Source organism: Faecalibacterium butyricigenerans (assembly GCF_020687345.1).
GTDB lineage: Bacteria > Bacillota > Clostridia > Oscillospirales > Ruminococcaceae > Faecalibacterium > Faecalibacterium butyricigenerans.
In genome coordinates this window covers 14011-32671 of the sequence record NZ_JAJEQL010000025.1, presented here as the reverse complement: position 1 = coordinate 32671, position 18661 = coordinate 14011, and the positions used below count along the sequence as shown (strand labels likewise).

At 62.9% G+C, this 18661-nt stretch carries 17 protein-coding genes and 2 other RNA genes; 11 read left to right on the top strand and 8 right to left on the bottom strand.

Annotation, left to right across the window (positions count from 1 at the left end):
• From LKD23_RS09545 to ssrA, 7 genes are all read left to right on the top strand, one after another.
• A partial coding sequence (locus LKD23_RS09545) for a sigma-70 family RNA polymerase sigma factor (protein WP_227621457.1) occupies nucleotides 1–430 on the top strand: 430 nt, incomplete at its 5' end.
• A gap of 97 nt (nucleotides 431–527) precedes the next feature.
• Nucleotides 528–627, top strand: an RNA gene (ffs, locus tag LKD23_RS09540) — signal recognition particle sRNA small type.
• A 79-nt stretch (nucleotides 628–706) separates the two neighbouring features.
• A complete protein-coding gene (gene dnaX / locus LKD23_RS09535; protein ID WP_227621456.1) occupies nucleotides 707–2563 on the top strand; it encodes a DNA polymerase III subunit gamma/tau in 1857 nt (618 codons plus the stop codon).
• Nucleotides 2564–2728: 165 nt separating this feature from the next.
• Nucleotides 2729–3067 (top strand): YbaB/EbfC family nucleoid-associated protein, encoded by a 339-nt coding sequence (locus tag LKD23_RS09530; RefSeq protein WP_015563753.1) that lies wholly within the window; start codon nucleotides 2729–2731, stop codon nucleotides 3065–3067.
• 15 nt (nucleotides 3068–3082) lie between these two features.
• Nucleotides 3083–3682 (top strand): recombination mediator RecR, encoded by a 600-nt coding sequence (gene recR, locus LKD23_RS09525; RefSeq protein WP_227621455.1) that lies wholly within the window; start codon nucleotides 3083–3085, stop codon nucleotides 3680–3682.
• 112 nt (nucleotides 3683–3794) lie between these two features.
• The gene (smpB, locus tag LKD23_RS09520) at nucleotides 3795–4277 is read left to right on the top strand and encodes an SsrA-binding protein SmpB (protein ID WP_227621454.1); all 483 of its coding nucleotides are present in this window, start codon (nucleotides 3795–3797) and stop codon (nucleotides 4275–4277) included.
• A 66-nt stretch (nucleotides 4278–4343) separates the two neighbouring features.
• Nucleotides 4344–4692: a transfer-messenger RNA gene (gene ssrA / locus LKD23_RS09515) on the top strand.
• Between the two features lie 99 nt (nucleotides 4693–4791).
• On the opposite strand, the gene LKD23_RS09510 is transcribed toward ssrA, so the two are convergent.
• The 3 genes from LKD23_RS09510 to pta all read right to left on the bottom strand — a co-directional run bounded on the left by LKD23_RS09510 (nucleotide 4792) and on the right by pta (nucleotide 7893).
• On the bottom strand, nucleotides 4792–5391 hold the full coding sequence (locus tag LKD23_RS09510) for a hypothetical protein (RefSeq protein WP_227621453.1): 600 nt from the start codon (nucleotides 5389–5391) through the stop codon (nucleotides 4792–4794).
• A 27-nt stretch (nucleotides 5392–5418) separates the two neighbouring features.
• Nucleotides 5419–6726: a glycoside hydrolase family protein gene (locus LKD23_RS09505; RefSeq protein WP_227621452.1), complete on the bottom strand. Its 1308-nt coding sequence runs from the start codon at nucleotides 6724–6726 to the stop codon at nucleotides 5419–5421.
• Between the two features lie 141 nt (nucleotides 6727–6867).
• Nucleotides 6868–7893 (bottom strand): phosphate acetyltransferase, encoded by a 1026-nt coding sequence (gene pta / locus LKD23_RS09500; RefSeq protein WP_227621451.1) that lies wholly within the window; start codon nucleotides 7891–7893, stop codon nucleotides 6868–6870.
• A 188-nt stretch (nucleotides 7894–8081) separates the two neighbouring features.
• On the opposite strand from pta, the gene LKD23_RS09495 reads away from it, so the two are divergent.
• The 3 genes from LKD23_RS09495 (at nucleotide 8082) to LKD23_RS09485 (ending at nucleotide 12320) form a co-directional block, all read left to right on the top strand.
• The gene (locus LKD23_RS09495; RefSeq protein WP_227621450.1) at nucleotides 8082–8648 is read left to right on the top strand and encodes a uracil-DNA glycosylase; all 567 of its coding nucleotides are present in this window, start codon (nucleotides 8082–8084) and stop codon (nucleotides 8646–8648) included.
• A 66-nt stretch (nucleotides 8649–8714) separates the two neighbouring features.
• Nucleotides 8715–9806: a hypothetical protein gene (locus tag LKD23_RS09490; RefSeq protein WP_227621449.1), complete on the top strand. Its 1092-nt coding sequence runs from the start codon at nucleotides 8715–8717 to the stop codon at nucleotides 9804–9806.
• Nucleotides 9807–9836: 30 nt separating this feature from the next.
• Nucleotides 9837–12320 (top strand): ATP-dependent DNA helicase, encoded by a 2484-nt coding sequence (locus tag LKD23_RS09485; protein WP_227621448.1) that lies wholly within the window; start codon nucleotides 9837–9839, stop codon nucleotides 12318–12320.
• Nucleotides 12321–12526: 206 nt separating this feature from the next.
• On the opposite strand, the gene LKD23_RS09480 is transcribed toward LKD23_RS09485, so the two are convergent.
• The 3 genes from LKD23_RS09480 to yfcE form a co-directional block, all read right to left on the bottom strand.
• On the bottom strand, nucleotides 12527–13501 hold the full coding sequence (locus tag LKD23_RS09480) for a ketopantoate reductase family protein (protein WP_227621447.1): 975 nt from the start codon (nucleotides 13499–13501) through the stop codon (nucleotides 12527–12529).
• A gap of 46 nt (nucleotides 13502–13547) precedes the next feature.
• Nucleotides 13548–13805, bottom strand: a complete 258-nt coding sequence (locus LKD23_RS09475) for a heavy-metal-associated domain-containing protein (protein ID WP_227621446.1) — start codon at nucleotides 13803–13805, stop codon at nucleotides 13548–13550.
• A gap of 103 nt (nucleotides 13806–13908) precedes the next feature.
• Nucleotides 13909–14457, bottom strand: a complete 549-nt coding sequence (gene yfcE / locus LKD23_RS09470) for a phosphodiesterase (protein ID WP_227621445.1) — start codon at nucleotides 14455–14457, stop codon at nucleotides 13909–13911.
• Between the two features lie 361 nt (nucleotides 14458–14818).
• Here yfcE and LKD23_RS09465 point away from each other — a divergent pair, with 361 nt between their 5' ends.
• Nucleotides 14819–16150: an MATE family efflux transporter gene (locus LKD23_RS09465; RefSeq protein ID WP_227621444.1), complete on the top strand. Its 1332-nt coding sequence runs from the start codon at nucleotides 14819–14821 to the stop codon at nucleotides 16148–16150.
• Nucleotides 16151–16559: 409 nt separating this feature from the next.
• Here the strand turns inward: LKD23_RS09465 and LKD23_RS09460 are convergent, their stop codons facing one another.
• Nucleotides 16560–17537 (bottom strand): Na/Pi cotransporter family protein, encoded by a 978-nt coding sequence (locus tag LKD23_RS09460; RefSeq protein ID WP_227621443.1) that lies wholly within the window; start codon nucleotides 17535–17537, stop codon nucleotides 16560–16562.
• Between the two features lie 85 nt (nucleotides 17538–17622).
• A complete protein-coding gene (locus tag LKD23_RS09455; protein WP_227621442.1) occupies nucleotides 17623–18429 on the bottom strand; it encodes a hypothetical protein in 807 nt (268 codons plus the stop codon).
• Nucleotides 18430–18661: the final 232 nt, after the last annotated feature.

Sequence of the window (18661 nt, the reverse complement as noted above, 5' to 3'; positions counted from 1 at the left end):
GATGAAGGCCGTGGACACCTTCGACTCCACCCGCCGGGCCAGATTTTCGACTTACGCCAGCCGATGCATTGAGAATGAGCTTCGGATGCACTTCCGGCGGGAGCGGAAAAACGCCCCCACCCTCTCGCTCCAAGAAACGCTGGAAGCCGGAAAAGAGGATTCCGCCCTCACCCTCGCCGATGTGCTGCAGGATGGCTTCTGCATGGAGGAGAGCTGCGAAAGGCAGGAGGATGCCCAGCGCCTCCGCCGCCTCATCGAGGGCCTGCCCGCCCGGGAGCGGAAGCTTCTATTATTAAGGTATGGTCTGGCGGGGCAGCCGCCGCTGACCCAGCTGGAAACGGCAAAGCTGCTCCAGATCAGCCGGAGCTATGTTTCCCGCCTTGAGACCCATGCACTGGAGCTTTTGCGGGCCGGCTGGGAGCAGGACTGACTCCCTCTTGCATTCCTCCCTGAACTGTGGTACAATATTAAGGCACACGAACCGTGTGTCTTGTCGGACAGCGCCTGCTGCGTGGTTCGGCATACGGATGTGGGTCCTGTACGATGGAGCCGCAGTGAACCAGGTCAGGTGGGGAACCAAGCAGCCTTAAGCGGCGCGCCCCGTGCGTTTCAGTCAGCCTGCATCCGTATGCCGAGTTACGCAAGGCGGGGGTCAAACCCCGTCAGCGCTGTCCGATTTTTTATTATCGACAGGAGGGGATCGCCGATGTATCGCGCATTATACCGCAAATGGAGACCTCAGCGGTTCGAGGACGTCGTCGCACAGCGCGGCATCGTCACAGCACTGCGCAATCAGGTGGCATCAGGCCGCGTGGGCCACGCCTACCTTTTCACCGGCGTGCGCGGCACCGGCAAGACCACCTGCGCTAAGATCTTTGCCAAGGCGGTCAACTGCCTCCATCCCAAGGACGGCGACCCCTGCGGCGAGTGCGAGATCTGCAAAGGCATCGACAACGGCAGCATCCTCGATGTGGTGGAAATGGACGCTGCCTCCAACAACGGCGTGGACGACATCCGCGACCTGCGGGACGAGACAGCCTATACCCCCAGCGCCTGCCATTATAAGGTATACATCATCGATGAGGTGCACATGCTGTCCACAGCGGCCTTCAACGCCCTGCTGAAGACGCTGGAAGAGCCGCCTGCCCACGTCATCTTCATCCTCGCCACGACGGAGATCCAGAAAGTTCCGGCCACCATCCTTTCCCGCTGCCAGCGGTACGACTTCACCCGCATCGGGCCGGAGGACATCGCACAGCGGGTCGAGTACATTGCCGGGCAGGAGGGGCTGGAACTGACCACCGACGGCGCAGAGCTGATCTCCCGGCTGGCCGACGGTGCCATGCGCGACGCCCTCTCCATCCTTGACACCTGCGCCGGCGTCACGGCAAAGATCGACGCCGACGTGGTCCGCCGGATGGCTGGCGTCACCGACCGGAGCTACCTGTTCCGCATCTCGGATGCGCTGGAAGCGCAGGACGGTGCGGCTGCTCTGGCCCAGCTGGCCGCGCTGCGGCAGCAGTCGGTGGACGTGAAGCGTCTGACCGAAGAGCTGATCGCCCACTACCGCGCTCTGATGCTGGCGGCTCTGCCCGGCGGGCAGAGCCTGCTGTCCGGCGTCTCGCCCGAGGAGGAAGCGCAGTACCTCGAAAAAGGGCCTCAGCTGGGCCAGCGGGAGGCCGTCCGGGCCATCCGCACGCTGGGCAACGCCCTCGAGCACATGACTAGGGGCAGCGACCAGCGCATCGAGCTGGAGCTGGCCCTCTTCACCCTCTCTGAGCCGCCGCAGGCCGCCCCCGCAGCAGCAGTATCCGTGCAGGCTGCGGCTCCTGCCGCACCGGTCGTCCGGCCCTTTGTCTCGGCCCCGGCACAACCCGCGCCGCAGCCCTTTGTGAGTACGCCCGTGACGCCCCCGCCTGCTGTGCAGGAGCCTCTCCCTGCGCCCGCCGCAGAACCGACGTCTGCACCGGAAGAGCCAGCGGTCTCCCCCGCTTCGCTTCCCGAGGAACCGGCTCCCGCGCCCGTAGAAGAAGAGCTTCCGCCCCCGCCCGACGAGCCGCCGGTGGCAGAGAGCGCTCCCCTGCCGTGGGATGAACCGACCGCGCCGGTCACAGCACCCCTCCCGGCGGAAACGCCTGCTGAGGCTTCTGCTCCCACAGCACCGGCTCCGGAATACACCGCCGACCCGGCCCTCAGCCGCCCCCGAAAGGTGGCCGCAGAGGGCATCAACCCCTTCGAGCAGTGGAGCGAGGTCGTCAAGCTCTTACAGGAGAAGGACCCTATGCTCCACAGCTACCTGCGCAAGTCGAAGGCTTACTTCGACGGCACCCGGGTGCTCATCGACGGCGGCAAGACCTTCCGGGACTTCATCCGGGTGAACAAGGACAGTCAGCGCCTCATCAAAAAGCTCATCGCGCAGGTATCGGGCGTCGCGGTGCCCATCGGCCCCTACGAACCCCGCACCGCCGCGAAGCACACCTCCAACGCCGAGCAGTCCCTCCATGCACTGGAAAAGCTGGGCCTTGAGGTGAGCATCGAGGACAGCACGAAAAAGAAGCGCTAAAATGGCTTGCCCTCTCAGTCACCTAACGGTGACAGCTCTCCCAAAGGGAGAGCCAAAAGCGAAACCGCAAGGCAAAGCCTCTCCCTTTGGGAGAGGTGGCCGCGAAGCGGACGGAGAGGGCGAGGCCGCTAAAAATAAAACGAACAAACAAGGAGAACACAAACTATGAAAGCAAGAATGCCCGCAGGATTTGGCCGCCCCGATATGAACGCCCTGATGCGTCAGGCGCAGAAGATGCAGGATGACATGAAGGCCAAGCAGGCCGAGCTGGAAGCTGCCGAGTACACCGGCAGCGCCTCCGGCGAGATGGTCACGGTCCGGATGAACGGCAAGCACGAGATCCTCGGCATCACCATCAAGCCCGAGGCCGTTGACCCCGACGACATCGAGATGCTGGAAGATCTGGTGGCCGCAGCCGTCAACGCCACCGTCAAGCAGGTGGACGAGACCGCCGAGGCCGAGATGGGCAAGCTGACCGGCGGCCTGAACATCCCCGGCCTCTAAGCGGGAGGGATACGCATGGGTTACACCGCAGCGCCGCTGGAAAAGCTCATCGAGCAGTTCAGCCAGTTTCCGGGCATCGGCCGCAAGGGCGCGACCCGGATGGCCTATCAGGTGCTGAGCATGTCGGACGCCGACGCCACGGCGCTGGCCGAGGCCATCCAGAACGCCCACACCCGGCTCCACCGCTGCCGCGTCTGCCAGAACTACACCGAGGCGGAGCTTTGCCCCATCTGCTCCAGCGCCAAGCGGGACCGCTCCACCATCTGTGTGGTGGAGACCCCCCGCGACGTGCAGGCCTTTGAGCGTACCCGGGAGTATCACGGCCTCTACCACGTCCTCCACGGCCTCATCAGCCCGATGGACGGCATCGGTGCCGAGCAGCTCTCGGTGAAAGAGCTTCTGGCCCGGCTGGGCAGCGGCGAGGTGAAGGAGGTCATCATGGCCATGAATCCCACCGTCGAGGGGGAGGCTACCGCCATGTATCTGGCCAAGCTCATCAAGCCCCTCGGCATCAAGACGACCCGTCTGGCCTACGGCCTGCCCGTGGGTGGCAGCCTCGAGTATACCGATGAGACGACGCTTTACCGCGCCCTCTCCGGCCGCGACGAGCTGTAACAGGCGGATTTTAGAGAACATTAACAGTCTCTTCAAAAATCGCTCTTGAAAATCCAGCAAAATGTGATATAATGACAGGACAGTAAGAAGTCAAGGAAAGGAGGCGCGCTTCATGGCACCTACCAAGGAACGTCCGGCGACCAAGACCATCGCCACAAACCGCGAGGCGCGCCACGAGTACTTCGTGCTCGAAGCGCTGGAGACCGGCGTTGAACTGAAGGGCACCGAGGTCAAGAGCCTGCGTGCGGGCGGCGTCAACCTGAAGGACAGCTGGGTCGATATTGAGGACGGCGAGCTTCTGGTCAAGGGGATGCATATCACTCCCTACGACCACGGCAACATCTTCAATCAGGATCCTCTGCGGGTGCGGCGGCTGCTGGCCCACAAGACCGAGATCCGGCGGCTGCACCAGCAGTGCAAACTGCAGGGCTACACCCTTGTTCCCCTCTCCCTCTACTTCAAGCATGGCCGCGTCAAGATGGAGGTCGGCCTGTGCAAGGGCAAAAAGCTCTACGACAAGCGTGCCGACGCTGCAAAGCGTGACGCCAAGCGCTCCATCGACCGGGCTGTGAAGTCCAACGGCAAATTCTACTAGATCTCTTTCAGGCAGCATTCCTGCCCGGAAAACCAAGCTTTCTGCGCATGGCGACGTGCGCTTTATGGGGGCGTAAAGGTTTCGACGGGGGGAGCGAGGCCTGGGCAGCGGGTAGCAGTGGGGGAACTGCTCTAAACTCCTCCAAAAAATTAACTGACAACAATAATTATCAGTTGCTCGCAGCCTGAGTGCTGCGCGTTCCGCCCACTCTTGTGTCGTGTGGGGCCGGGGCGTCCTTTAGACACAGCACCTGAACGGACCTAAGCTTTGCGGACCGGCAGGAACTCATGAAGCTACTGAAGCGTTAGCCTGACGACCGGCGTGACGCGGAGGGAATGTTGTAGATCGCCTGCACCCGGAGACACCTACGCTGAACTCTTTTCGGACATGGGTTCGACTCCCATCGCCTCCACCAAACAAGAGCCAGACGAATCCTGTATTTTCGTACTGTGCTCTGCCAACAGAAAAGAGCCTCGCTGTTTTGCAGTGAGGCTCTTCTTTTTATACTATATCATTATCCCATGAAGTCAAGCAATACGTCGATGTCCTGACTGATGGCACGGAGATAGTCGGCACCGCCGCGTCGGCCTTCGTAATTCCGGACACGACTGCTCATCTCGGTCAGGAGTTCTGACTTCCGCACCAGAACGGGATCCCCGATCCATTCATCTCTCTCGATAAAGGCTTCCAGCTGCTCGTATTCCTTTACGATACGAATGTTGGACAGGTTCTCCGGGAGGGTACGGGTATCGAACCAATCCGGCTGCGCGGAAAATTCCAGAGGCGGCAGCGGATCCAACGGCTCATCGGCGTCCCACACATAGGGATGCCGATCATCTTCTTCCGCCGTTTTCTTGAATCGTCCTACCCGCCCTTCGGCCTTGCCAACCGTCTCATAGTGGTTGAACAACGCCTCGGCGTCGTAGCCGTAAAGCTCGTAGGCGTCCGAATAGCGGTCGGCATAGTCCTTGTACTGGAACGTCTCGACGCTCTCCGTTCCCGGGGTAATGTCGCTCCAGATGCTCACCGCCGCCGCATGGATGGTGGGCAGAGCCGCTGTCATCGTCAGGGCCAGAACCCCCGATGCAGCCGCCGCAATGAATTTTCTTCTCATGATAAGACCTCCTTTTTTATAAGCGGTTCATCCCGGAAGCGAGAATTTCCGCACATTTACATGATTATTCCACACGTTGGAGCAGTCCTCAAAGATCTTATGCTGTATCCGGCCCCGGATGGTATTGCCGCTGACCTCGCTGGTGCTGGCGATGCCGTGCCCGAGGGAAACTTCCAGCGTATTGTCCTTCAGGGCGCTGAGCCGATAGCTGATGCGCCGCCCCTCGTCGCCGCTCAGGACAATACGGCTGTTCTGGATGACCGTACTGCCGTCGGCGCGGCCATTGCCCTGCGCCAGCATGGGATTCGCGCTCTTTCTGATGTCATGCCCGGCCACATCGTCCGGCTGGTTCAGGGCGATGTCGCAGTTGTCCACGACGGCATGGGTCTTGTCGCCCACCATGTGGAAGATGGCCTCGCAGCGGTCCGCCCAAATGGTGCAGTGCTCCATCCGCACATCGGTGATGCCGCTCTGCCCCAGTGTGATGAACCACACCGGACGGTTGCCTGCCGCCAGACTCTCCTCCGTCTCTGTCTCATAAAAGCCACAGCCCGAGAGGACGACCTCCCGCACAGCGCCGCCCCAGCCCCAGACGGCTAAGACCTCGTCTGCACCAGACTTGTAAAAATCACAGTCCTCAAAACGGATATTCCGGCTCTCTGCCTGATCCGTCCAGTTGCGCACCCAGATGCCGCCTGCCGTACCGCCCGTCAGCTGGCGGAATACGCAGCCCTCGAAGCGGATGTTCTCATTGACCCCGTACAGGTCGGCAGCGCCCCGGCACCAGTCGTTGGGCTGGCAGTCGAAGGTACAGTCCACGACTTCCACATTGCAGGCGCGCATCACCCAGAACAGGCAGTTGCTCTGGCAGCTGTCCGCCGCCCGGAAGGTGACATTTTCCAGCCGGATGTCGTGTGCGCGGTCCTCATTGGATCTTCCGATGATGCCGACGGCCGGGCGGTCCTGCCCCAGCGTCTCATACTGGATGTCGCTGAGCAGGACAGCCCCATTGCCCCGGATGGTCAGGCCGCTGGGCAGCTCAAGCTGGGAGGAGAAGCGGTAGACCGCCCCCTCCGTCAGCTCGAGGGGCAGACCGGCGGCGCTGGCACACTGCATCGCGGACTCCAACGCCTGCTGGTCGTCTGCCCTGCCATCGCCCCTCGCCCCGAACTGTTCCGGCGTGATGCTGCCGCTTTCCGGGCTTGCTGTGCTGCTCTGGATGGCGGAGACGGCCGCAGCCTGCACCAAGGCTGCAGCCGTCCTTTCGTTTTTCTGTGTACCGCCGCACAGAAGCAGCACCGCTGCGAGGCCAAGGGACAGAGCCTTTCTTCTCACCTTCGATTTTTTCTCCTTATCTGGGGGATATTCTTTCCCTTATTTTATCATAAACCGGGTCGGATGTACAGCAAAAGGGCCGCTGCCCGCGAGATGCGGCAGCGGCCCTTTCGGAAATTTTCAGTTCATCCGTGCGTCAGCTCAGGACTGGCAGGCGGTGATGAGGCTCATCTTGTAGACCTCGTCGGCGTTGCAGCCACGGGACAGGTCATTGATGGGAGCGTTCAGGCCCTGCAGGATGGGGCCGTAGGCAGCGTAGCCGCCCAGACGCTGTGCGATCTTATAGCCGATGTTGCCGGCCTCGATGCAGGGGAAGATGAAGGTGTTGGCCTGACCAGCGACCTTGCTGCCCTTGCACTTGACCTGTGCGACCTCGGGAGCAACGGCTGCGTCGAACTGCAGCTCGCCGTCCACAGCCAGCTCGGGATCCATCTCCTGAGCCTTGATGACAGCGTCGTGGCTCAGAGCGACGGTGCCGCCCTTGCCGGAGCCCTTGGTGGAGAAGCTCAGGACAGCGACCTTCGGGTCGATGCCGAACAGCTTTGCGGTCTTAGCGGTCTCAACAGCGACCTCAGCCAGCTTGGCGGCAGCAGTGACCTTGACCTCGCCGGTCGCCTTATCGACGGTATCGGTGTAGTCGATGTTGACGGCGCAGTCGCCCATGGCGATGCGCTTCAGGCCCTCTTCGCCGCAGTCACGGTCCAGAATGAAGCAGGAGCTGACCAGATGAGCGCCCTTCTTGGTCTTGACCAGCTGCAGAGCGGGACGGATGGTATCGGCGGTAGAGTAGGTGGCGCCGCCCAGCAGGCAGTCTGCCTTGCCCATCTTGACCAGCATGGTGCCGAAGTAGTTGGACTTCTTCAGCAGGGCTGTGCACTCCTCTGCGCTCTGCTTGCCCTTGCGCAGCTCGACCATCGTATTGACCATCTCATCGAAACCGGCGTAGTTCTCCGGGTCGATGATCTCAGCAGCGGAAATATCAAAGTTGCCCGCAGCGGCAGCAGCCTTGCACTCTGCCTCGTTGCCGACCATGACGACCTTCAGCACGCCCTCAGCCAGCAGCTTGCTTGCGGCCTCCAGGATGCGGGGGTCATTGCCCTCAGTGAAAACGATCGTCTTGGGGTTTGCCTTCAGCTGGGCTACCAGGGGTGCAAACATATCAGCCATTATTGATTACCTCCGAAATTACTTTGCAATTATTCCCGGGCACCACAGGTGTGCCCTTCCTTTTTATTCTAGCACAGAGTCAGAAAACTTCAAGACAAATCTTGAATTTTGTGGTATATTTTAAAGAAGAAATCCAGCGATAATTTGTTAAGAAAATGTCATTTAATTAATAGGAGAATACTGCGCTTATGGATTGGGAAACATTGAAAACCGACTGCCTCGCCTGCCAGCGCTGCCCGCTGCACACCACCCGCCGCAGCGTCGTGTTCGGGCAGGGCGTGGAGAACGCCGAGGTCTTGTTCGTGGGCGAAGGCCCCGGCCAGAGCGAGGACGAGCAGGGCCTGCCCTTCGTGGGCCGCAGCGGCCAGCTGCTGGACAAATACCTCTTTGCCATCGACCTCGACCGCGCCTCCAACTGCTACATCGCCAACATCGTCAAATGCCGCCCACCCCAGAACCGCGACCCTCTGCCCGCCGAGAGCGAGGCCTGTATGCCGTGGCTGCGGGAGCAGTTCCGCCTGCTGCGGCCCAAGATCGTGGTCTGTCTGGGCCGCATCGCTGCCCAGCGGATGATCCGCCCCGACTTCTCGGTGACGAAGGAGCACGGCACCTTCATCGAGAAAAACGGCGTCCTCTTCATGGGCACCTTCCATCCCGCTGCCCTTCTCCGCCAGCCCCAGAACAAGCCCGAGGCCTTCGGCGACTTCGTGGCGCTGCGGGATAAGATCGGCGAGGTATGTGTGCATACCTACTGATTAAGCCTCTCCCTCACTTTTTCCTCCCCTTTTGCATACCCTAAGACAAAAGTGAGGTGTTAAGATATGAGTGCTGTACGCAGCGATTCGATTGATTTCTTCTTAGGGACCACCACCCCCGCCGGGTTCAAAGGGTATTTTGAGCCTCTGCGGCGGGAACCGGGGATGCAGATGTATCTCATCAAAAGCGGGCCGGGCTGCGGCAAATCGACTCTGATGAAGCGGCTGGCTCTCAAGGCCGAGCAGAAGGGCGAGCCCATCCAGCGCATCCACTGCGCCAGCGACCCCGACAGTCTGGACGGCGTCATCTTCCTCGACAAGCGCGCTGCCATCGTGGACGCCACCGCGCCCCACGTTCTGGAGCCGGACGCCCCGGGCGCAGAAGAGCAGGTGGTGAGCCTGTACCACACGCTGGACGCCGACGCCCTCCGCGCCCACGCCGATGAGGTGAAGCACCTCTTTGCCCAGAATGCCGCCCTCCGCAGCCGGGCCGCACGGTATATCGCCTCGGCAGGAAGCCTGCTGTTGGACAGCCGCCGGGCCGAGGCCTGCAGCGCCAACTTCGAAAAGGTGCGTCGGTACGTCAAGCGGCTCTGTGCCCGGCTCCTCCCCCGCCTGCCCGACGGAGCCGAGGCCGGCGAGGAGCTGCGGCTGCTGTCGGCCATCACCCCCAAAGGCCCGGTGTTCTACCGGGGGACGGTGCAGGCGCTGGCCGACCGGTATGTGGTCTTCCACGACGACTGCGGGGCTGTCTCCCGGCTGCTGCTGGAGCTTATCCGGGCCGAGGCGCTGGCCCGGGGCTACCACATCATCACCTGCCCCTGCGCCATGCATCCCGAGGACAAGATCGACCATCTCTTCATCCCGGCCCTCCGGCTGGCTTTCCTCACCGACAACCGGTGGCATCCCGTCCAGCTGCCCGGTGTGCAGGCCGTCCGGTGCACCCGCTTCGTGGACCGGGAGAATCTGGCGGGCTACCGCGCCCGTCTCCGCTTCAACGAGCGGGCCGCCGCCGAGCTTCTTGAGCAGGCTGCCGACCTGATGGCGCAGGCCAAGGCCTGTCATGATGAGCTTGAGACCTACTACCGCGCCGCCGTAGACTTCGACCGGGTGGACGCAGCCGCCGTCCAATGCGCCGAGATGCTGGGGCTGGGGTAGTTTAATAATAAATAAAAGGAAGTGACCCCTATGCCCGCGTTTCGTCTGCCTGTCCGTCAGCTGGTGGAATTTCTGCTCCGTACCGGCAGCATCGACAGCCGCTTCACCGGCTTTGACCGCGCCAACGAGGGCGCGCGCATCCACCGCAGGCTGCAAAAGGCGGCGGGCGAGGGCTATGCCGCCGAAGTTTTCCTCTCCGGTGAGCGGGAAGTGTCGGGCATCACCTTCACCATCGAGGGGCGGGCTGACGGCATCTTTTCCGACGAGGCAGGGGTGACGGTCATCGACGAGATCAAGACCACCGCCGTCCCCGCCGACGCCATCGCCGAGGACATGAACCCCTGTCACTGGGCACAGGGGATGGTCTACGGGGCGCTCTATGGCCGTCAGCAGGGGCTGGACCGGCTGGACGTCCGGCTCACATACTATCAGATCGATACCGATGAAGTCTTCCGCTTCCTGCGGCATTTCACCCTCGGGGAGCTGGAAGCCTTCCTGCAAGACCTTCTCGGGCAGTACGCCCCTTGGGCGCAGCGCCAGCTGGCGTGGAAGGAGCGCCGGAGCGAGAGCCTCTCGGCGCTGGCCTTCCCTTTTCCGGCCTATCGGCCCGGGCAGCGGGCACTGGCAGGCGAGGTTTACCGCGCCTGCACCGCCGCACCCTCGAAGGCGGGCGTCCGGCTCTTCTGTCAGGCCCCCACCGGCATCGGCAAGACCATGAGCGTCCTCTTCCCCGCCCTGCGGGCCATCGGCACCGGCTGCGGCGAGAAGCTGTTCTACCTCACGGCCCGCAATACCACGCAGTCTGCCGCCGAGGATGCCGTGGCGCGGCTGCGGGCGGCTGCTCCGGGGCTGGCGCTCCGGAGCGTGACCCTGACGGCCAAGGAGAAGGTCTGTCTTCACCCGGACGCCGAGGGCCATCCCGCCTGCCTGCCCGAGCTTTGCCCCTACGCCAACGGCTACTACGACCGGGTGAACACCGCCCTGCGAGCCCTTCTGGACGAGGGCAGCGGCTGCTTCGACCGGGCCGCGCTGGCCGATGCTGCGCGGCAGTTCACGGTCTGCCCTTTCGAGCTGGGACTGGACCTGAGCGAGTGGTGTGACGTCATCATCGGGGACTACAACTACCTCTTCGACCCAGTGGTGCACCTGCGGCGGTTCTTTGACAGCGCGGGCGACTGGCTCTTCCTCGTGGATGAGGCCCACAACCTGCCCGAGCGTGCCCGCGCCATGTACTCCGCCCGCTTTTGCAAGAGCAGCCTTACCGAGGCCAAGCGCGCCCTCGGCCGGGGCAGGAGTGCTCTTAAAACGGCCCTCACCAAGGCCGACAAAGCCTTTCTGGAGGGCCGGAAAGCCGTCTGCGCCCTCGCGCCCCGGCGGGGCAGCGCTGCCCCCGGAGAGGACGGCAGCGGCCAGACCTCTCTTCTGGAACAGGCGGAGACGCCCACGCTCGCGCTGCCTGCCGCCGACTATGCGCAGGACGGCACGGTGTTCTGCAAAGAGCTGCCCTCGGCCCTGTTGGCGCCTCTGCGGGCGCTGACGGCCCCTTTGCAGGACTGGCTGGAGGACAATACCGATGCCGCGGCCCACACAGCTCTTCTGGACCTCTATTTCGAGGTTCAGGATGTCCTGCGGGCAGCGGAGCGGTACGATGAGCACTTTGCCACCCAGCTCACCGCCCGGGCCAGCGAGCTGGAACTGCAATTGCTCTGTCTCGACCCCTCCCCCTTCGTGGACACAAGCCTCTCGACGGGGCGGGCCGCAGCTCTGTTCAGCGCTACCCTGACGCCGCCGGGCTACTATCGCACCGTCCTCGGCTGCCCCGAGGCCCGGGCCGTGGCTCTGGAAAGCCCTTTTCCTCCTGAGAATCTCGGACTTTACTGCCTGCCCTCCATCTCCACACGCTACCGCCAGCGGGAGGCCAGCATCCAGCCCATCTCGGACGCCCTCGCGGCGCTGGCCTCCGGCCGGAGGGGCAACTATCTGGCCTTTTTCCCCAGCTATGCCTATCTGCGTCAGGTGTGGGAGGACTTCACCGCCCGCTACCCCGGCATCGACACGCTGGTGCAGGAGAGCGGGCTGGACGACGCCGGGCGGGCGGCCTTTCTCGGGCGGTTCTCGCCCCGCCCGGAAAAGACGCTGCTGGGCTTCGGGGTCATGGGAGGCATCTTCGGTGAGGGGGTGGACCTCACAGGCGACCGACTCATCGGCTGTGCCATCGTGGGCGTGGGCCTGCCGCAGGTCAGCCCCCGGCAGGAGATGCTCCGCCGCTATTACGACGCCCAGAACGGTGCAGGCTTCGACTACGCCTACCGCTGGCCCGGGATGAACAAGGTCCTTCAGGCCGCCGGGCGGGTCATCCGGACACAGGAGGATAAAGGCGTGGTGCTGCTCTTGGACGACCGCTTTGCCCAGAGCGAATATGCCCGCCTCTTCCCGAAGCATTGGCGGCAGCTGGAGTATCTGCGGGATACGGAGGACTTAAAGAAGAAACTGGAAGCTTTTTGGAAGGACTAAACCTCTCCGTCACGCCTACGGCGTGCCACCTCCCCTACCGAGGGGAGGCTTTGGCATACCGTAAAGCTTCGCCTCTTCGCCAGAGGCTCCTCTACTAGGGGAGCTGGCGCGAAGCGCCTGAGAGGTTGGACGAAGGACGGCCTGACCGTGAGCCGCCAAAATAAAAAGAGGCAGACGCCCTTCGTCTGCCTCTTTTTTCCATCATATCATCGTCTTGTTTTTGCCGTTTTCTTCCGCATGATGTCCCACGAGGGCATCTGCCCGCGCAGGGTATCCCATGCGGTCATCTGGGTCTGTGTCTGGGCGCGGAGGCCCTCGAAGGCCTCGTCGAGGTACTGCATCTCAGCCACGGCGTGCATCGCGTGGTCGGAGACGCAGAGACGGCCCAGCGGGGTCTTGCAGATGGCCAGCAGCATGGCGTCCATCTTCCGGCGTCCGGAAGTCCCGGCGCGGTAGCAGTCGGTGTTCTCCTTGTCGTCCACCGGGATGTGCGCGGCCTTGAGCATCTCGCAGCCCTCCCACGCGGCATCGAGGACCAGCTCCCGCTGCTCCTTGGTGGCCTTGGAGAGGTCGCCCTTGCAGGCGTAGCAGAGATAACAGGCCGGCAGGATGAGGGCGATGTGGCACTTGAGCCATGCGTCCATGTCGCTGACAAAGTTCAGCTTGTACTTTGCGCCCTCGAAGGCAGTCTTGAGGCGGTAGCGGAAGACGCCCGAAAGGGGTGCTGTGGCCCCGCCGACGGTCATATCCACGCCGACATGAGCGCTGACCACCTTATCCACATCCCGGTGTCCGCCGCTGCCCTGAAAACCGAACGCGACCTTGTCCGCCGGGCGCTGCATGGCCTGCATGACCTCCACCGCATGGGGGTCATTGCCCACAAAGACGAAGTACTCGCTCTTATTCTGCTTGAGGATGGGCAGCACATCGGGCAACTGCCCGGCCTGCACCGCCACAAAAACGAGGTCGTAGCAGTCGTCCGGGGCCAGCGTGTCGATGGTCGTCACCCGGTCCACCGTGGTGCGGCACTGCGCCCAGTGGCGGATCACGAGGCCCCTTTGGTCGAGCCTTTCCTTCCACTCACCCCGCGCCAGCATGGTGACGACGTTCTTCTTGTTCTGCAGCAGACGGTGGGCCAGTTCACAGCCCTGCGCCCCTGCACCATAGACCAGTATCCTCATCTCTGCCTGCCTCCTTTCGCAGGCCCCCTCCCGGGGCCGGAAGTCCTCAGTGCTTCAAAAACGAGAAGAAACCCTTTTTCTCGTAGGGCTTTTCCTCCGCGCCAGTCACCGTGTAGCCGGTGGCTGCGATGGCAGCCTTCAGGGCTTCGATGTCCAGCGGCTGGGCCGAGACGATGACCGTCTCGCCCTTGGTGTGGGAAGAAGTGACCTTCTCCACCTGCGCGGTCTTGCGCACCACATCGTTGATGTGGCTCTCGCACATCCCGCACATCATCCCGTTCACTTTCAGCGTCGTCTGCACCATTGGTCCGTACCTCCTGCTCCTAGATCGCGCCCACCGGGCGTTTTTCATTTTCATCATACCACACTGGTATGCTAATTGCAAGTGCCTGCGGACAGACCGCCGCTCACAGTACACGGGTGTGGTATATTTCTCCCGTATCTACGTCTTTCCAATAAAATACGCCGTCCTCCAGCGTCATGTAGCTGTGGGGACTGTTTTCCTTCGGGATGCTCAGGGAGCCGGGATTGAGGTAGACGTTTCCCTGCCCGAACTCCGTCCACGCCGGGACATGAGTGTGGCCGTGGAGCAGGATGTCCCCCTCGGCCAGCGGCGGCAGGTTCTTTAAGTTATAGATATGCCCGTGGGTGGCGTAGATGAGCCTTTCGCCCGCCGGGAGGATACAGTAATCCGCCAGCACCGGAAAGTCCAGCACCATCTGATCCACCTCGGCATCGCAGTTGCCTCGGATACAGCAGAGCCTGTTCTTCAGGCTGTTCAACATCGGGATAACCTCCTTGGGCGCATAGTCCCGGGGCAGGTCGTTCCGGGGGCCGTGATAGAGCAGATCCCCCAGCAGGAGCAGCCGCCCGGCCCCCTCCCGCTCGAAAGCCTCCACCATCCTTTTACCATAGTACGCCGACCCGTGCAGGTCGGATGCGATCATCCATTTCATTCCGTTCCCTCCGTTCTCATTTGGCTCCATTGTACCACGAAATGGGCGCTTGAGAAGCCTTTTGTGAAAAGTCATACTTTTGACTTGACAATCTCTCCGTTTCGTGGTATCCTATCGCAGGCTGGTCGGAAGGCCGCTTTTCCGGTTTTCCTTCCGGCCCGCGTCCCGGTGCTGTCCGGCGGCGTCCCGTAGCGTCGCTGTCGTCGATGCACCGTATTTCTTTGCACCCTCTTCATAAAACCCGTGTGGATTTTTACAGCATAGATCTTGCTACTTTTCGCCACACAATGGCCCGCTTCAAAGCCGCCGTTGTGTGGCTTTTCTTGTGCGGAATTTTCAGGAAAGGAAGCTTTTGCCCCCTATGAACGATACCTTTATGAAGACAAAGCCCGTCTTCCCGCTCCTCGTGTCCATGGCCCTGCCCAACGTCATCTCCATGCTGGTGAACTCGCTGTACAACATCGTGGACAGCCTCTTCGTGGCCCAGATCAATGAGCAGGCCATGACGGCCCTCTCCCTCGTGTTCCCCATCCAGAACTTCGTGAACGCTGTCGCCATCGGCTTTGGCGTGGGCATCAACGCCCTTGTCGCTCTCTACCGGGGCGCAGGCGACCATGACAAGGCCGATGCAGCCGCCACCCACGGCATGGCCCTCTCGGTACTCCACGGCCTCCTGTGCACCCTGCTGGCCACGGCCATCATGCCCGGCTTCCTCGCCCGGTTCACCGCCGACAGCACCATCGTCTCGATGGGCGTCACCTATTCCTCCATCGTCTTTTTCTTTGCCATCGTGAACATGGCCAGCCTCGCCTTCGAGAAGATCTTTCAGGCTGTGGGCCGGATGAAGCTCACCATGCTCGCCCTCATCTCGGGCTGCGTGTGCAATATCCTGCTGGACCCCATCCTCATCTTCGGCCTCGGCCCGGTGCCCGCACTGGGCATCGCCGGTGCGGCGCTGGCCACCGGCATCGGTCAGACCGTCACCCTCGTCCTCTACCTCGTGGTCTACTGCACCACTGCATCGCCCGTCCGCCTGCGCCGGAATGCCCTGCGGCCCGACGCCTCGCTGGAAGGACGCCTCTATGCCATCGGCGTGCCTGCTATCCTGAATCTGGCCCTGCCCTCCCTGCTGGTCACCTTCCTGAACGACCTGCTGGCCGCCTTCTCCGAGAGCTATGTGGTGGTGCTGGGCATCTACTACAAGCTCCAGACCTTCCTTTACCTGCCCGTCAGCGGCATCGTGCAGGGGATGCGCCCCCTCATCAGCTACAACTACGGCGCGAAGGAGCACGCCCGAGTAGCGAAGCTCTACCAGCTCACCCTCGGCATGAGCACCGTCATCATGGCGGCGGGCACGGTCATCTGCATGGCTGCCTCCGCGCCCCTCATCGGCCTTTTCTCCTCGAACCCCGAGACCATCGCCATCGGCCAGACGGCCCTGCGCATCATCTGCCTCGGCTTCGTGGTGTCCTCGGTGTCCACCACCTCCTCCGGCGCGCTGGAAGGTCTGGGCAAAGGCATGGCCTCGCTGGTCATCTCCCTCTGCCGCTATATCCTCTTCATCATGCCGCTGGCGTGGCTGCTCTGCCGCCAGCTCGGTCCCACCGGCGTCTGGCACGCTTTCTGGGCCACCGAGGTGCTGTCGGCCATCATCGCGTTCGCGGTGTATCGGAGGAGCGTCTCCAAGAAGTGACCTGCCCTATAGCATCCTTGCCCTCTCAGTCGCTGACGCGCCAAGGCCGGGTTGCGGCTCCCAGCGTCTGCTTCACTGTCGCTTGCATCCTGCTGGCCGCTGCCCCAACAGCTCCTCCCTGTTTCCGCCGCTGGCGGCGGTCGTCGCCGTTGCCCCCAGAGGGGGAGCCACTGGCGAGCCGGTCAGGCCCACGCGGGACGAGCAAAGTCTGATTTTGTCGTAAACAGTAGTGCCCTGCTACAGAGATTCACGACAGCTTGACAAGGTGTTCTTGTCTAGAAGCTGCTGCCCTCTGTAGCAGGGCACTATATTTTATGCCATATTGAACTTCCAGCGGTCAGCGCAGAGTTGCCCGGTACGCCAGCGCCTCTCCCTATGGGAGAGGTGTCACCGAAGGTGACGGAGAGGGCTACTCCTCCGGCACCAGCGCACAGACCAGCCGCACCATCCACGGCAGGAGGGGCAGCCAGAGCAGAGCGCAGCAGATGTTGAAGAGGGTGTGGGCGTTGGCGATCTGCCGGGAAATGATCTCCAGCTCCGGGCCTTTGGGGGAGACCAGCTCCACCAGCCGGACGAACCCGGGCAGCAGCGCCGCCGCCAGCAGGCTCCCGGTGAGATTGAAGCAGCTGTGAGCCAGCGCAGCCCGGGCGGCGTCCCTGCCCTGCCCAATGCAGGCCAGCAGAGCTGTGACCGTGGTACCGATGTTGTCCCCCAGCAGGACGGGCACCGCCCCGGCGAGGCCCAGCACGCTGTGGATGCCGTCCGGCCCGGCCTGCCGGGCCACATTCTGCAGGAGGGCAATGGTGGCCGAGCTGCTTTGTACCACCATCGTCATGCCCAGCCCCAGCAAGATGCCCAGCAGCGGCGACGCCTTCACCCGGGTCATCCACCCAAGAAGAACTTCCTGCCCCGCGAGGGGCTGCAAGGCCCGGCCCAGAATGCCGATGCCCTCGAAGAGTAGTCCAAAGGAGAATACCGCCTCTCCCACGGCCTGCCAGCGGGCCTTATGAGCCGCGAAGTCGATGACGAAGCCCGCAAACAGCACCGGATACACCAGCTGCTGGGCGTCGAAGGCGATGAGCTGGGCCGTCATGGTCGTGCCGACGTTGATGCCGTAGATGACGGCCACAGCCCGGGGCAGCTCCAGCAGTCCGGCGCTGACGAAGCCAATGACCATGACCGTCGCCGCCGAACTGCTCTGGAGCACTGCCGTCACGGCCAGCCCGGTAAGCACCCCCAGCAGCGGTGTGGCCGTCAGCCGGGCCAGCAGCCGCTTCATGGCGTCGCCTGCCGCCCGCTGTAAGGCACGGCTCATCCGGTCCATCCCGTAGAGGAACATCGCCAGCCCGCCGAACAGCGCGAAAAGCATCTCCATCCCCTGCACCATCCGCACACCCCCCTTGTCCCTCAGTGTATGAGGGATGTCCCGCGGGGATGCGAAAAGACCTTCTCGCCCACGCGCAGCACAGCTGCTATTTCATCAGTCCCATCGTCCATGCCCGGACCAGCAGGCCCAGCAGAACGACAGCCAGCAGCACCACCGTGAGGGCACGGCTCTGGGTGCGCTGACGCTTTTTGCGGCGGGCCGTGGCCGGGCGGCTGCGGCCTGTCTTCCCGGAGGTGTTCCGGCTGCGGCCGGACGTTCCCCGGGATGCCGTGCGGTCTCCGCTGCTCTGGTGCTTCCGGGCAGGAGCATCGGCCCGCGGCGTCTGAGACTTCGGGCGGCGGGGCGGCTCGTCCCCGGCCTTTTTCTGCGGCTCGATGGTCTCCGAAGCGCCGCAGCGGGCCAGAAAGTCCTCTGCCATCCGGTAATATTTCTCAAGGTCGCCGGTGGTCAGGGCCGTGCCCTCATAGCCCGCCTCCAGCTCCTCCACGGCCTCGTTGAACCGGAGGGCCGCCTGTGCGGCAGCGGTCTTGTCGGAGGCGTGCGCGGCCTCGTTGCGGGCCATCCGCACCGCATTGCAGGCGCGGCGGGCCGCTGCCGGGCGGGGCGTATCCCCCAGCAGGTCCAATGGACGGGCTGCGTCCTTCTCCGGGTCCAGCAGGACACGCATACAGAGGGTGGTGTCCAGCTGCTGCCAGCTGGTGCGGCCGCTCAGCTCGGGCAGACGCTCGTAGTAGTCCGGGCTTTCCTTCTGGCGCTGGGCCAGATGCTTCAGCAGAGCGTCCACGCTGTGGGCACCGGGCTTCTGCTCCCAGTGCCAGCGCAGCAGCTTCCGGCTGATGTCGTCGCAGGCCGCTTTGATCTCGAATGCGGCTTGCAAATATTCTTCTGCCATAACGATTCTCCTAGTTTTCAGCTTCCTACGAAAGCCTCTCCCCTTGGGAGAGGTGTCACCGAAGGTGACGGAGAGGGCAAGCCAGTCAGGGCAGAGCCACCGGCACAGCGATAAGCAGCCCCTCGGTCAGAGCGATACGATTGCTGCGCTTGAGCCTCACGGTGAGCAGCCTTGCCCTCTCAGGCGCTCCGCGCCAGCTCTCCCAAAGGGAGAGCCTTTAACAAAACAGCGG